General features: G+C 45.6%; 17 protein-coding genes. 4 read left to right on the forward strand and 13 right to left on the reverse strand.

From position 1 onward, the window contains the following. Positions 1-27: 27 nt before the first annotated feature. The 3 genes from CHH53_RS00745 to CHH53_RS00755 all read right to left on the reverse strand — a co-directional run bounded on the left by CHH53_RS00745 (position 28) and on the right by CHH53_RS00755 (position 2,515). Positions 28-528, reverse strand: coding sequence for a YwhD family protein (locus CHH53_RS00745; protein WP_095214208.1), 501 nt, complete (start codon positions 526-528; stop codon positions 28-30). A 175-nt stretch (positions 529-703) separates the two neighbouring features. Continuing rightward, entirely contained in the window at positions 704-1,207 is a 504-nt protein-coding gene (locus CHH53_RS00750) for a YwgA family protein (protein ID WP_095214209.1), read from the reverse strand. 12 nt (positions 1,208-1,219) lie between these two features. Beyond that, positions 1,220-2,515, reverse strand: coding sequence for an HD domain-containing protein (locus tag CHH53_RS00755; protein WP_095214210.1), 1,296 nt, complete (start codon positions 2,513-2,515; stop codon positions 1,220-1,222). Between the two features lie 182 nt (positions 2,516-2,697). Between CHH53_RS00755 and CHH53_RS00760 the strand changes: the two genes are divergently transcribed. Then, positions 2,698-3,522: a lipoate--protein ligase family protein gene (locus CHH53_RS00760; RefSeq protein ID WP_233134731.1), complete on the forward strand. Its 825-nt coding sequence runs from the start codon at positions 2,698-2,700 to the stop codon at positions 3,520-3,522. Positions 3,523-3,545: 23 nt separating this feature from the next. Here the strand turns inward: CHH53_RS00760 and ytvA are convergent, their stop codons facing one another. Both ytvA and pta read right to left on the reverse strand, forming a co-directional pair. Beyond that, positions 3,546-4,346, reverse strand: a complete 801-nt coding sequence (gene ytvA / locus CHH53_RS00765; RefSeq protein WP_233134732.1) for a YtvA family blue-light photoreceptor — start codon at positions 4,344-4,346, stop codon at positions 3,546-3,548. 114 nt (positions 4,347-4,460) lie between these two features. Beyond that, entirely contained in the window at positions 4,461-5,435 is a 975-nt protein-coding gene (pta, locus tag CHH53_RS00770) for a phosphate acetyltransferase (RefSeq protein WP_095214213.1), read from the reverse strand. Positions 5,436-5,695: 260 nt separating this feature from the next. Between pta and hemQ the strand changes: the two genes are divergently transcribed. Together hemQ and gerQ are read left to right on the forward strand one after the other, a co-directional pair. Then, the gene (gene hemQ / locus CHH53_RS00775; RefSeq protein ID WP_095214214.1) at positions 5,696-6,442 is read left to right on the forward strand and encodes a hydrogen peroxide-dependent heme synthase; all 747 of its coding nucleotides are present in this window, start codon (positions 5,696-5,698) and stop codon (positions 6,440-6,442) included. A 256-nt stretch (positions 6,443-6,698) separates the two neighbouring features. Continuing rightward, on the forward strand, positions 6,699-7,187 hold the full coding sequence (gene gerQ / locus CHH53_RS00780; protein WP_095214215.1) for a spore coat protein GerQ: 489 nt from the start codon (positions 6,699-6,701) through the stop codon (positions 7,185-7,187). Positions 7,188-7,215: 28 nt separating this feature from the next. Here the strand turns inward: gerQ and CHH53_RS00785 are convergent, their stop codons facing one another. The 7 genes from CHH53_RS00785 to CHH53_RS00805 all read right to left on the reverse strand — a co-directional run bounded on the left by CHH53_RS00785 (position 7,216) and on the right by CHH53_RS00805 (position 12,085). Beyond that, positions 7,216-7,584: a DUF423 domain-containing protein gene (locus CHH53_RS00785; RefSeq protein WP_095214216.1), complete on the reverse strand. Its 369-nt coding sequence runs from the start codon at positions 7,582-7,584 to the stop codon at positions 7,216-7,218. An 18-nt stretch (positions 7,585-7,602) separates the two neighbouring features. Continuing rightward, positions 7,603-7,899: a YwdI family protein gene (locus CHH53_RS00790; RefSeq protein ID WP_095214217.1), complete on the reverse strand. Its 297-nt coding sequence runs from the start codon at positions 7,897-7,899 to the stop codon at positions 7,603-7,605. A gap of 313 nt (positions 7,900-8,212) precedes the next feature. Next, complete coding sequence (locus tag CHH53_RS17210; protein WP_158221439.1) at positions 8,213-8,350, reverse strand: hypothetical protein; 138 nt, start codon at positions 8,348-8,350, stop codon at positions 8,213-8,215. 14 nt (positions 8,351-8,364) lie between these two features. Next, on the reverse strand, positions 8,365-9,426 hold the full coding sequence (locus CHH53_RS00795) for a tetratricopeptide repeat protein (RefSeq protein WP_095214218.1): 1,062 nt from the start codon (positions 9,424-9,426) through the stop codon (positions 8,365-8,367). 446 nt (positions 9,427-9,872) lie between these two features. After that, positions 9,873-10,013 (reverse strand): hypothetical protein, encoded by a 141-nt coding sequence (locus CHH53_RS17215; protein WP_158221440.1) that lies wholly within the window; start codon positions 10,011-10,013, stop codon positions 9,873-9,875. Positions 10,014-10,127: 114 nt separating this feature from the next. After that, complete coding sequence (locus tag CHH53_RS00800; protein WP_095214219.1) at positions 10,128-10,433, reverse strand: phasin family protein; 306 nt, start codon at positions 10,431-10,433, stop codon at positions 10,128-10,130. 2 nt (positions 10,434-10,435) lie between these two features. Further along, positions 10,436-12,085, reverse strand: a complete 1,650-nt coding sequence (locus CHH53_RS00805; RefSeq protein ID WP_095214220.1) for an ABC1 kinase family protein — start codon at positions 12,083-12,085, stop codon at positions 10,436-10,438. Between the two features lie 224 nt (positions 12,086-12,309). Between CHH53_RS00805 and CHH53_RS00810 the strand changes: the two genes are divergently transcribed. Beyond that, positions 12,310-13,047, forward strand: a complete 738-nt coding sequence (locus CHH53_RS00810; protein ID WP_095214221.1) for a helix-turn-helix domain-containing protein — start codon at positions 12,310-12,312, stop codon at positions 13,045-13,047. 31 nt (positions 13,048-13,078) lie between these two features. Here the strand turns inward: CHH53_RS00810 and CHH53_RS00815 are convergent, their stop codons facing one another. Continuing rightward, positions 13,079-14,044 carry an acyltransferase family protein gene (locus tag CHH53_RS00815; protein WP_095214222.1) on the reverse strand — a complete coding sequence of 322 codons (966 nt, stop codon included), beginning with the start codon at positions 14,042-14,044 and terminating at the stop codon, positions 13,079-13,081. Positions 14,045-14,185 lie beyond the last annotated feature (141 nt).

Genomic DNA, 14,185 nt, shown 5'->3' on the forward strand with positions numbered 1-14,185 from the left:
GCCTTTTGAGAGACAGCGGCTTTTTTATTATTGCAATTGCTCACTAAGCTCTTGCGGTGTCCGATCCCAGAATTCCGGTTTATATTCCTTAAGGAAATCCAGCAGCAATCCCTTCGATAAATCATCCATATGCTCCAGCACATACATACCTTTCAAGGATTGCTCCATATGCTTCACATGCTCCGGCATCGATTTGTAGGCAATCCGATTCGGACGGTCGACGAGAATCTCACTTGCTGCGGCCCCATGATAATATGGGCCATCCCCGCCATTTTGCACTGTCACCCAGACAATCCAATACAGCTTTCCATCCGGCACCTTGTCTTTCTCATGCTGGAAACGAACCCGGCGCTCCACCTGGCTGCGGGCATGCATTGCAGCCATATCGACATATGCTGTCTTCTCATTCGGATCGACAATGACTGGACTCATATTTTCCAAACTGATGGACCCTACGCCATAACCGCCATGACCATCCGTTGAATCATCTTTCATGATCGTGAAAGCATTATTCTTTTTCTTTTCCACCTTAACCGCTCCCTCGACTTTTGTCTCTATAGTAGCATGTGCCGGAATATCACTTCAATTCTATTGTTTTATCATGGAAGCGAAAGGCATTGGATGGCACTGCGTCCGCAGCTGATCGTACCACGGCTGCTATCATTAAAAAAACGAAGGATCACTTTGGATCCCCCGCTTTTTCTCATGCTTGCAGCTTTCTCAATGAAGCGATGAATTCCCAAGCGTCACCCATCTCTTCATCCGTATAATTTTGTTTTTTCTTCACAGTCCGTACCTTTTCTTCCACTTCCTCCTGCGGCAGCTCCTCGAAATAAAGCATCGTGGAAACCAATTCAAGGAATCGGGAGCTTTTATCCTTCAGCAGCCGCACAGCCTCCTGATAGTCCGGGAATTGATTTTCATAATGTGTAAGGAATTGCTGCCCTTCTTCCGTAATGGTGTACCGGTATTGGATATAGCTGCTTTTATCTTCTTTCGTCTCGCTGATCAGACCAAGGTTGCTCAATTCATCCACACGCAGGGATAATTCCTCTGAATAGGGACCGAATAAATGGAATTCATATTTTTCACCGAACGGAATCCCATTTTTCTTCAGTATGTAAATCATCTTCTGTAATTTTTTTCTTCCTACCACTTCTTCCACGGAAGAAAAGAATTGCAGTAGATTTGCGTGGTTGGCTAGCATAGCTGCTCCTCCTCATTGAAATAAAATCTCATAGATCCGCTGTTTCTGTTTGCTGTCATCCGGCAGGGCTTCCAAGATATCCTGCGGGAAGTATAGTTTATGGTCTGTTCGTTTCTTACCCGAAATCGCTTCAACAATATCCGATTGACGTGATAATTCCTTCAGTTTCCCATTTGGCAGCTGCAAGTGAATAGGAAGCCGCTCCTCTTCCTCGCCCGGACGGTAGAAATCATATGGCAGATCCGATGAAGAATCATCAATGAGATAATATTCGGGATCGATGCCGACTTCACTGAAGAGCTTGGACAGCTCCACCATCTCTTTCACATGCAGGAGAGGATTGAACTCGATATACTTGAAGAGCCTGCGATTCAGGAATCTTTCACATAAGTCCCGGAGTATATCATCGTCTTCTTCAAGCCATGCCTGAAAATAGAAAGACGTAACATTCTCATCGAGCCGTATGTAATCCTCCAGTGTGACGTTCCCATCAAACAAAGAAATGAAATGCTGCGGGCGCAGCTTGAAAGTATAATCGCTCTGATATAGTGCCTTTGCCCGGTGCAGGATTTTTGTCAGGATGACCTCCGCACTTCGTGTCACTGGGTGGAAGTAAACTTGCCAATACATCTGATAACGGCTCATGATATAATCCTCCACCGCGTGCATGCCGGATTCCTTGATGACGACTTGATCCTCACGCGGCCGCATCACCCGGAGTATACGCTCCATATCGAAATGACCATAGCTGACACCAGTGAAATAGGCATCGCGCTGCAGATAGTCCATCCTGTCCGCATCGATTTGGCTGGAGATGATACTGACGATCAATTTGTCGCCATATGTCTTATTGATCACCTCGGCTACTTTTTTCGGGAAGTTCGTGCTCACTTTTCGCAGCACGTGGTTGACACCAGTATCACCAAGAATGATCTTGCGGGTGAACTCCTCATGATCCAATCCGAAAACCTTCTCGAAGGAATGGGAATATGGTCCATGCCCGAGATCGTGAAGCAAGGCGGCACAGAGCAGCAGCAGCCGCTGCTCCTTTTTCCAGTTCTTCCGATTCTCAAAATTATTCACGATCCGCCTGACGATCTCATATACGCCCAAAGAATGATTAAAACGGCTGTGTTCGGCGCCATGAAACGTCATATAAGAGGTCCCAAGCTGCTTGATCCTGCGAAGCCGCTGAAATTCAGGCGTCGCTATCAAATCCCATATCACCCGGTCGCGGACATGCACATAGCGATGCACAGGATCTTTGAAAACTTTTTCTTCATCTAGCTTTTCGTCTCGATATGCCATTTCCTCTGCCTCACTTTATGTCAATCTGTCTCGACTTTATGTCCAATAGATTCAGTTTATAAAATATCGGGTCCCCCGTAAATAACCAATTGTAATTTTTACTCGTTTCTTGTCTACCCTGTTTTTGCTATACTATGTATTGGCGTTTTTATGCCATATCGCTGAAAAGGAGCGCGTTTTACGTGTTGCATACATTACTCGGAGCACCTGAATTCCGCATCATCGATCATTCCGGTGAGGATGGGCCGGAGCAGGCCATGGCCTCCTTCGCAATTGATGATGCACTGGCTATTTCTGTCGGGGAGAATCTGGCGCCGCCAACCGCAAGGCTTTGGATCCATGATCGCACGATTATGCTTGGCATTCCGGATTCCCGTCTCCCTTATATAGAAGAGGGAGTGGCTTATTTACGGGAACAAGGCTACAAAGCCGTTGTACGGAACTCTGGCGGTCTCGCTGTTTTGCTTGATCAGGGCGTTGTCAATCTGTCCTTCATCTTTCCAGATGCCAAACATATAGGAATCCATGATGGTTATCAAGCAATGGTTTCCTTCATCCAATATATATTCCGTGATCTTACAGACAAAATCGAAGCCTTCGAGGTCGTAGGTTCTTATTGTCCCGGAACTTATGATTTGAGCATAGATGGCCGGAAATTCGCCGGCATTTCCCAGCGCCGTGTCAAAGATGGTTCTGCTGTACAAATTTACTTATGCGTCGATGGAAGTGGTGCCGCACGTGCTGAAATCGTCCGCGGCTTTTATGAAAAGGCAAAAAAGGATGCAAAAACCCGGTTTTCATTTCCTGAAGTAGTGCCGGAAACGATGGCATCATTGGAAGAATTACTCCATATCCCGCTTACAAGCGAGCAGGTTTGCAAGCGAATCGCCGATGGACTCGCTTCCATCACGCAGATCATTCCTGCCAGCGAAATGACAGAGCGGGAAATCGGACTGCAGCAGGATCGGATGAAACTGATGCGCACGCGCAATGAAAAATTCCAATGAAAAACCGCTGACCGGTTATCGGCTCAGCGGTTTTCTCTCTCTAAAAAGGATAGTGCCTGTTTCACGGTCGAAAAGAACTTGATGCTTTGATCACTGAAATCTGCCTGTCGCACACTTTCCATCGCCATCTTCGGATGGAAGCCTGTAATGATCAAGCGTGTGCCCATCATATCCAGCAGCTGATGAAGCTGCAGCACACCATGATGGACAGCGCTATGGAAGCGGCTGATGCCTTGCAGATCCAGAAGGAAATTCTGCTCTCCCGACTGCTGGACATGCTCGCCTACTCGTTCCAATATCTGATTCAGCCTGTGATCATCGACATCTCCAATCAGCGGCAGAATGGAGGTCGTATCCGTGATGGGGACAATAGGTGTGGATAAGCGGGATACCTCTTCCAGATAATGTGATACCAGTTCTTCATTTTTCTTCCGATCTGTCACATCTTTTTGGACGCCGACGAAAAATGTCTTCTGCTCACTTTCCAGAAAAATCGGATAAATAGCGAGCTCATTCCAGAACATTTCTCCGTCCTTCCGGTAATTCTTCAACTCAACCACGACGGTTTCTTCATTTTCAACCGCGTTCCGGACGATGGTGACATCCTCCTTATCCGAATCTTCCCCTTGAAGGAATCGGCAATTTTGGCCGATTATGTCTTCAGAGGGATAACCGGTGAGTTCTTCGAATCCTTTGTTCGTATAAATGATCGGATTATCAGGAAGTGAGGGGTCTGTGATTACCACTCCAGCTCCTACGTAATCGATGGCATGCTTCACAAACTGATCTGTTACTTCGGATGAATAGCGGATATCCTTGCCCAACAATACTCACTCCTTTTGCATATAAACAAGGCAATTCTACTATAGTTGGACAGCAAAGACAAAACAAACAAAGAAAAAGACGCCTTTTTTAGAAAGACGTCTCCTGGGTCATGCTTATTCTACGGACTGGGCAGCTGTAATCAATGTAAGTTTGTACACATCATCTGCATTACAGCCACGGGATAGGTCATTCACTGGTGCATTCAGCCCTTGCAGGATCGGACCCACAGCATCGAAGTTACCAAGACGCTGTGCAATTTTGTAACCGATGTTACCTGCTTCAAGACTTGGGAATACGAATACATTCGCGTCACCTTTCAGCACAGCATCCGGAGCTTTTTTCGCAGCTACGGACGGAACGAAGGCCGCATCGAATTGGAATTCGCCATCTATGACAAGATCAGGGTTTTTCTCTTTCGCAATCGTCAATGCATCTGCTACTTTCTCTGTTTCGGGAGATTTAGCGGAGCCTTTAGTCGAGAAGCTCAGCAAAGCAACTTTCGGATCAATTCCGAACATAGCTGCTGTTTCAGCACTTGCTACAGCAATTTCTGCAAGATCCTGGCTGTCAGGTGCGATGTTGATGGCACAGTCACCGAAAACATAACGCTCATCTTCCCTTACCATTACGAATGCACCAGAAGTCTTTTTGTATCCTGGCTTCGTTTTGATGATTTGCAATGCTGGACGCACTGTATCAGCAGTGGAGTGTGCCGCTCCGCTCACAAGCCCATCGGCTTCGCCTGTATAAACAAGCATCGTACCGAAGTAGTTTTCGTCTTTTAGTAATTTCTTTGCATCTTCTTCCGTCGCTTTGCCTTTGCGGCGTTCCACGAACGCTGTCACAAGCTCATCGAATTTCTCGTAAGCATCGGGATCGATGATTGCTGCTCCATGAAGATCGATAGACAGCTCCTTGGCTTTTTGTTCCACTTGCTCTTTATTGCCAATTAAAATCGGTGCAATGATCCCCTCTTCCGCAAGTTTTCCTGCCGCTTCCAAAATACGTTCATCCGATCCTTCCGGCAAGACGATACGTTTATTCTGTCCTGTCACTTTTTCCCGCAATGTTTGAAATAAATCACTCATCCTAAAACCCTCCTAGAATATGTCTGCTTTTCTATAGTAAATCTTTTTGTTTTACTTTTAAAGTCATATAAGGCTGCGCCGATTTTTTTAATTAAAATAATCACCATCTTAGATGTTCCCATTTCTGTCAAAGTATACGCGTCTGACATGCAGGGCAGTTGTTATAATAGAGATGGGATTAGCAAGCAACGACAAGCATGGTCTTATGTCGTTTGTGTTACACTATACAAAGAATGTGAACGAAAAAGGAGTGTTTAGGCATGGCAGAAGCAGTAGAAACCATGGACGGCTGGTATTGCCTGCATGATTTCCGGGTAATGGATTGGACAAGCTGGAAACTGGCATCCGAAGATGAGCGTAAAGCGGCGATCGGGGAATTCCAGGACTGGCTTTCGACAATGGAACAAGTAGAAGAAGCAAATAAAGGCAGTCAGCTTGCCTACAAAATAATAGGTCACAAAGCAGACTTGATGTTCATGATCCTGCGGCCGACAATGGATGAATTACAGGAGATAGAAACAACATTCGACAAAACGAAGTTAGCCTCTTACATGACAAAGAGCTTTTCTTACTTATCGGTCGTTGAACTCTCCAAATATATGAGCAAGCCTGGCGTCGACATCGAACAAAAGCCGGAAGTACAGGCTCGTTTGAAACCCATCCTGCCTCGCTGGGATTATATGTGCTTCTACCCGATGGATAAACGCCGGATGAATGAAGACAACTGGTATTCACTTGAAAAAGATGCACGTGCCAAACTTATGTATGAGCACAGCAAAACCGGCCGTAAATATGCTGGTCAAATCAAACAGATCATCACGGGTTCCTTCGGATTCGACGATTGGGAGTGGGGCGTTACACTATTTGCCCACGACCCGCTGCCAATCAAGAAGCTGGTTTACGAAATGCGATTCGATGAAGTAAGCGCACGCTATGGCGAATTCGGCGACTTCTATTTCGGAAATATCCTGACAAAAGAAGCAGCATCCTCCTACTTCCATGTTTGATGAAAGCTGGACCAAATGGTCCGGCTTTTTTTATTTCCTTGGTTCTACCCCGCTTTCCGATCACATATCATGTCAAAGAACAGGCATGAGTTCCTTTGCATGAGGTAAGCCGATGGCGGTTAAGGAGTACAGGGATGGAGAGCCCCCGCCTCCTTAAGCCGGAATTTGTCAATATGTTCGGCAGAACGTATCGACTCTGCTTCCCGGACCATCAGCTGCCCGAGTGTCTTCAAGTCAAAGGATATAGGAAAGGGGAATGAATATGAGTAAGAACCCGAATCAAGAGAATCAGACGCCGAGCACTCCGCAATTCCAGGAACAGAATCAGGCTTATACCTATTCGCAAGTCCCGAATTACAGTTACCCGACTCGCCAGCAAAACCAGCCGTTTTATCCCCAGCAGCAACAGCAAGCACCCTCACAAGTACAAGGCGGCGGCCCGGGCGGGGGCGGACCCAGCCTTCCGGTTGAGCAGTCCTATATCGAGAACATATTGCGTCTGAATCGCGGCAAGCTGGCTACTGTCTATATGACATTCGAAAACAACGACCGCTGGAATGCAAAGATCTTCAAAGGCACAATCGAAGCTGCCGGACGTGACCACCTTATCTTGCGCGATCCCGAGACCAACCGCCGCTATCTGTTATTGATGGTGTATCTCGATTATGTCACATTCGATGAACCGCTCAATTATAACTACCCTTATGGAAATCCAGGCGGCTTGGCAAATTACCCTCCGCGATAAAAACCTCTGCAGCTGCAGAGGTTTTTCTTTATAGATATTTGATTGCAGAATAACCGAGCAGCACCCAGCCGATCAGGAATGCCACCCCGCCCACTGGTGTGATCAAGGCAAATGCCGTGATTCCGCTGACCGCGTAAATATAAAGTGTTCCCGAAAACAATAGGATACCTGCGATGAAGAAACCGCCGGCCGTCACCAAACTGCCTGCTTGGATTTTCTGAAGCAGCAACGCTGCCCCGACCAGCGCCAATGTGTGGAACATCTGATATAGAACCGCTTTTTCCCATGTAGCGATTGCCTTTTCCGAGAGCTTTCCTTCCAATCCGTGTGCCCCGAATGCTCCAAGTGCCACCGTAAGGAAACCACTGATCGCTCCGATTATAAGTAATGCTTTCATTTTTTCTGCTCCTTTATATCAAAAATCGAACAAGGACTTGCCGTTCGATTCATCATCATCATCTTCAAATGCCTTCCTGGGCTGCTGGACCGGCCATTCCCCTGTCATCGCTGCCCATTCCGCCGCGGACGGTCCCGATTGGGATTCAGTCTGTTTAGGCATCTCCTTCTTTTCGGATCGTTCACTTTGCAAAAACAAATCGCACATCGAACGAACCGCCCGAACATGCTCCCGCTGCTTCTGGACATCCCCATTGGCCAAGGCCTGTTCCAGTTCCTCTTTCATATGCCGCAGCACTGTTTCTTCACTTAACAAGCCGAACACCTCCCTCATTTCACTGCTACATGCATTATAACAGATATAGATCAAAAAATTTAACACCTGAAAAGGAACGTATGTTCTTTTTCTTCAAAAAACAGTATTCTGTTCATAGCTTATACATAAATGAGCGGCTGCGGAAATGAAGTGGGATGATCCAAAAGCAGAATCATCCATATTAAATTTCGATGAATGGACAGAAGCAGCGTGTACCGAGGAACGCTCCTATATTGGAGGTTGAAACATAAAGAAAACCAACACATGGAGTGTTGGCCATAAAATACAGTTATCCTGGCATCGGACAGTTTTTTTATAATTGATCGAAATAACTTGAACTAGGAGTGACGCCTTGTCTTTCCGCTTGGTGCTGCCCGCTATCTTGTAAGCCGAAAAATCCTCCTGCAATTATCGCTGCCAGTAGTGTGCCAACAAAGATTTTCTTCTTCATTTTCCCCACTCCTTTTATTTTATGGCCAATCTATAATAATAGCTGGCTTTTACGTGTTCGCCTTTCTTGAAAAAATATTCGACGAACCGCTCTGAATAATATTTTACATTGAATTTGTCATTTTTTGTAATGAAATATTCGATTCCTTGCTGCCAAACTCCTTCAAAGCTGCTCCTGTCGATGAACTTTTTATGCAGCATGGCAAAGATCCATTTATAAAGCTCGTTATTTTCCCGCTTGCTGATGGAGAATCCTATATCAAAGTAGCGCAATGCTTCTTCATTCCGACCAGCGTAAAACAACGCTTCGGCCAGGTAATAAAGACTTTTCATATAATGACTGCTTTCCTGGTCCTCGATCGCTCTTTTAAAGTAATGGACAGCTGTATCCGGCAATCCTTTCCTTAAATAAACCAAGCCTAGGTTATGATTTATCATATACACCAGATTAAACTCGCTGCCTGTGTCCTGCTGCCGATATGACAAGGCTTCATGCAAAAGTGCTTCTGCTCCCTCATAGTCCTTCCATTCCAGGTAATTCAACCCTTGCAGCAGTTTACTTTTAGCAAGCACATAATCCTGTTTCTGCTCCTGGGCTTCCTGGATGGCCAAGGTTGCATTGATAACGGAAAGCGAAGTGATATAGGCATGATAGTATGCGTTGGCCAGCTTATAATAAAAGTCTGGTTTCTCTGCAGTATTCGAAAGTTCCTCCAAATATTCTGCAGCTTTTTCATATGCAATGATCGCATGTTGAAGATGGCCTTTTTCATAGAATAGATGACCCTTGAAGCAATGATAATAAAAAGCATTTTCATCATTTAACTCTTTTTTGGCGTTCTCGAAATCAGCAAACATCGTTTCAGCTCGCTCCGTCTCCCCAGCCAGCAAAGAGAATCTAATTTCCATCAGAGCGGATTTGATCAATAGGTTTGGATCATGAATGCTTTTTCGCTGCTCCTGGATCTCTCGCAGCATTTTTTCCGCAGCATGCTTCTTTTCTAATTTAATGCTTACATGAAAAGTATCTAACAGCTCTGGAAACGTACTTGATTCAGAAAATATAGTACGATCCAATTCCTCACCTCCTTCCTTCTCTATTCCCTTTCATTTTACCATTTATTTGAAAATGATATATTGGGAATACAAGGGGAACACGAGCCGTTAAAATGCCTGGAATTCTCTCAGAGTTTCACAAAATCCGTCAGATTTCATCATTTTTCCATTCTATTTGATTTGCCAGCCTATGAAACAAACTCCCGCAGCAGTGCTGCTTCCCCTGAACACAGAAAGGTTCGTGACACATGCAAGACTCACCACAATAATAAAAAGCCGGTCCCATAGCCGGCTCCATCTAAATATAAACCGACAACTCCCTCGCCTCTCGTCAATTCCCTCACCAGAATTCCAATATTTCATCCTGCTATTTCTTTCCTTCGGTACATACATGAACTTCTTGGTCATATAAGCATGCGCTCCCGGTAAATAAAAAAGCCCGCCAAATTTGGCGGGGTGTGGTTCTGTTACTGCGCTTGCTTCAGTATATCCAATTGTTCGGCGACATATTGTTCATGCATCCATTTCAGAAAATCATACTCCGTGGCTGTGGAAGGGCGTTTCAATTCTTGCTCCACTTGGTCGACTAAAGATAAAAAGCTGATCATTGCTAATTACCTCCTCTGATTATAGCCTCTTCCATCATTCTAATAGAGAAAGGAAAGCTTGACAACAAATTTTCAAAATATTCACGACAAATTAATCTTTTAACCCATAATCCCTTAATCTTCCTTATTGTGCAGCCGAAGCTCCAAATGGCTGATTCGCTGCTTCAGGGCATCGACATCCGCTTTCGTCGCAAGTCCCAGCTCACTTGCTTTCTTTTGCATATTCTCCTGGTTTTTCTCGTTCCATTCATTGGATTTTGCTTCTCCCTTTTCAACAAAGCGCTGAATCAAATCCTTCGCTTGCTGCGGCGTAATCTCTCCTTTTTCCACCAGCTCTTTCAATTTGGCATCCAACTTCTCTTTTCCAGCCAAAGCAGCACCTACACCTAAGAGAAATCCTTTACGTAATAAATCTGCCATTTTCACAACCTCCTAGTCTTATTTATGGATCTAAGCAGCAGAACATGCTTGATGAAAAGAATTAAGCTTAACCCAAAAAACAGGAACGTCAGTATGAATCCGACGAGGATCAGCCCTAATGTATGCTGGATGATTCCATGAATGCCAATGTATGCAGAGCCTGCTGTCAGGGTGAGCAGCAGCACCGTATAAAAGAAGTAAAATTGGTGCATCAACTGGTTCTTCTGCTTATCCCGCTCCCAGCTCCGCTGCTTCTCCCCGTCCGTCAGCCAATCAACGAGTGCCCGCGGCATGGATAAGAAGGGTCGGAGCGAATTTGTCAGGATACCAGTATAGATGGAACTATGTTTTTTCGATCCTCTCATCCAGCGGAGGATGACAGGTTTTCCCCATTCTACCAAATCTGCCTGCGGATAAATGATGGCCACCAGGCCAATTGCCAGGGAAACTGCCCGGCCAAGGAAAGCAAAATCGGCCGGCAGCTGGATCGGCTGTTCCTTCACGATCACCTGCAGCTCTTCCATCAATTGAAGGAAGGAGTCCGTGTCCCCTACATCAAGCTGTCCGCCTTTGTATAAATCCACCGTCTTCCGGATGATCCGCTTCACCTTCTCGGAATCGGCGGAAGGGAGCAGGAATTCCATTTTGTAAAGCGCCTGGATGACCGCTTCATAATCATCCAGAACCACCCCTTGTATGGCTTCCCTTAAATAGTCGGTATCCGTTGCCCTGATTTCCCCGACCATACCGAAATCGAGCAGTACGATCTTCCCGTCCGGCTGTACCATGATATTGCCTGCATGGGGATCCGCATGGAACATCCCGCTGTTGAGGAACTGATCGGCGAAGAACTGAAAAAGCGCCCTGGCCACTTGCTCACGCGGAATCTTCTGTGCATCAAGATAGTCGGTGTCCGTCACCTTCCTGCCCTCTATCCAGTCCATCACCAGCACTCTTCCGGTGCAGAGCTCTGGATAATAATTCGGCATGTTGATCTCCGTATTCCCTTTGTAGCGTTTCTTGAAATAATCCGCATGCTCCAGTTCTTTCCGAAAGTCCAATTCCCTGCTGATGATTGTCACGATTTCGGCATACAACGCCTTCATATCCGATTTTTTGCCGATACTAGTGAACTTTCGGAGCAGGAAGAAAATGATCCGAAGCGCTTTGAAGTCCATGTGAAAAATCTGCCTGGCATTATGACGCTGGACTTTCACAGCTATCTTTTTTCCATTCTTCAGGCGTGCCTCATACACATCGCCGATAGAAGCAGAAGCTATCGGGTGAGGATTCAGATCCCTGATCTCTGACTCATAATGGCTGCCAAGTTCTTCTCGTAATATTGCTTCCGAATAGGCAAACGGCATCGGCCTTACTTTATCCACAAGTCCTTCCATTTCCCGGATGAATACCTTGGGCAGTAAATCTGCGCGCGAACTGAGAAACTGCCCTAACTTGACCAGCAACCCGCCCTTCTTTTCGGCCGTCTTCCGATACTCCCTCGCCTGCTTCGTCAGCAATGCTTCCCATTCCTGTTTATCCTGTTCATCCCATACACGGCTATGCAGGAAATAAAACCAATAAATCTGCAGCATGAACCGGATGACCATCCAAACAATAGGCAGAATACGCCGAGTGGATCTGACACGCATGTGCACACCTCTTTTTTTCAGACAATTGCCTTCTTTCTTGCTATTCCCATTATAGCTAGTCTTTCTCCTGCTTGTCTATTAACCTGCCAACGTGTCGAAAAATGTTAAAATAACCGTTTTATAAATATTTTTTATTAAAACAGTTTATTTTTTATCGGAAAACGCTTACAATATTGATATATAAGACTGATGATAAAACCAATATTCCTTAACGGAGGTATAGTATGTCTACCATATCTAAAAATGCTGTTCTGCCTGAGAAACGTCCCTCTGAAGATATGAAGTCAAACAAACAGTTTTTATACCCTTCCTACCTGCTGGAAAACCAGCTGATGGATGCTGTACAGAATGGAGATTTGAACGAGGCATTATCGATCATTGAAAGCCTGTCCACTTCTGAACGCCCGAAGTATGCCTTTCAACCGCTGCGATCCGCCAAGAACCAATTGATCAGCATCTGCACCTTATACACACGTGCCATCCTGCGCGGCGGTGCTTCACAGGAGGTAGCTTCCACTCTGAATATGACCTACATGCTGGAAATCGAAAATTGCCAGACAGAGCAGGAGCTTTCCGATTTGGAATATGATATGCTCGTCCGTTTCATCGAAGGCTTGAACAAAAGCCGCGCGACGCAATACTCCAATATCATCAATGAAGCGATTGCGTACATACAATCGCATATTCTGGAGGATCTGAGCTTACAGGCTATCAGCTCCCACTGCAAAGTGAACCCGAGCTATCTTTCCCATCTATTCAAAAAAGAAGTCGGCGTATCCACGGTACAGTTCATCAACCAGAAAAAGATCGAGGAATCCAAATATTTCTTGCTTCATACGAATCAATCCATTGCTGACTTAGCCAAAAAATTCAACTTCTGCAACCAAAGCTACTTTACAGCTCAATTCAAGTACTATACATCAATGACGCCAAAGCAATTTCGCGACTCTCGTCCAATTTAAAAAGCTGCACAGGTCATCCTGTGCAGCTTTTTCATGGGCTTTTCAACTCGATCAATGGTTTCCATAAACGCAGCATCCAGCGCTGGGAAAGGACAAGTACGATACCGACAGTGACTATCAGGAGTCCTGCAATATCCATGCCATTGCTCACTTCGAATACATCGTCCACACGGATCCACTGGATGAAGAAACCATGCAGCAGATAAACATACAATGTCCGCTGCCCATACTTTGTAAAAGGCATCTCTTTATCGGGCACCAGCGTCAGAATGCTCAGCATCATCAACGCCGACACAAGATAAATAAACAAACGGATCACTCCGCCGCTTCCGCCAGCACCAAGCATGGCATAGGATTTCGATCCAAGCAGCCAATCTGTCGGTAGGTCAGGGTACAGATACAGCATGACAGCTGCAGCCAGGAGCAGCACTGCCGCCCCTATTCGAATCGGCGTATGTCGCAGTACGTGCAGCTGCTCTTTTGTCACCCAATACCCAATCAAGAAAAATGGGAAGAATACAAATGTTCGGGAGAGGCTTAATGCTGCTCCGATCTCATCAATATATCCTGCCAGCAAGCCAATGAAAACAGCCAGTGGAATTCCCAGCGCTGGCTTGATTTTCTTGAATGGAATAAGCAGCATATGCCAGCAGAACAAGCTCAGCAAAAACCATAGTGCCCACTGCGGCACAAGGATGGACTCCAGCCAATTTTCTTTTCCGATGGTAAAGTAATAAATCGTGTAAATGAATTGAAAGAAAAGAAACGGCAACAGGAGCTTTTTCGCCAGCTTTTCGATGGCGGCCCTGTTCGCGGCCCCCTTGGCAAAAAATCCAGCCAGGAAGATGAAAACAGGCATATGAAAGGTATATATCCATGTATAGCTCATTTGCAGGAATAACATGTCCTGATAAGGCTGTATCAAGTGTCCGAACACGACAAAGGTAATCATAAGCAGTCTTGCATTATCAAAATGCGCATCGCGTTTTCGTTCCATACTATCGCTTCCTTCTAGGATGTATTCCTTCCATCGTAAGGAGCAAACAGCAGAAACGCTATAGCTTATGCCCATTCTTCATCGACTTGTTAGCTAGCTGTCAAAAGACTGTCATCTACGAAATACAAGCGTAAAATGACG

Source organism: Terribacillus sp. 7520-G (genome assembly GCF_002271665.1).
In the GTDB taxonomy this organism is placed as follows: domain Bacteria; phylum Bacillota; class Bacilli; order Bacillales; family Amphibacillaceae; genus Terribacillus.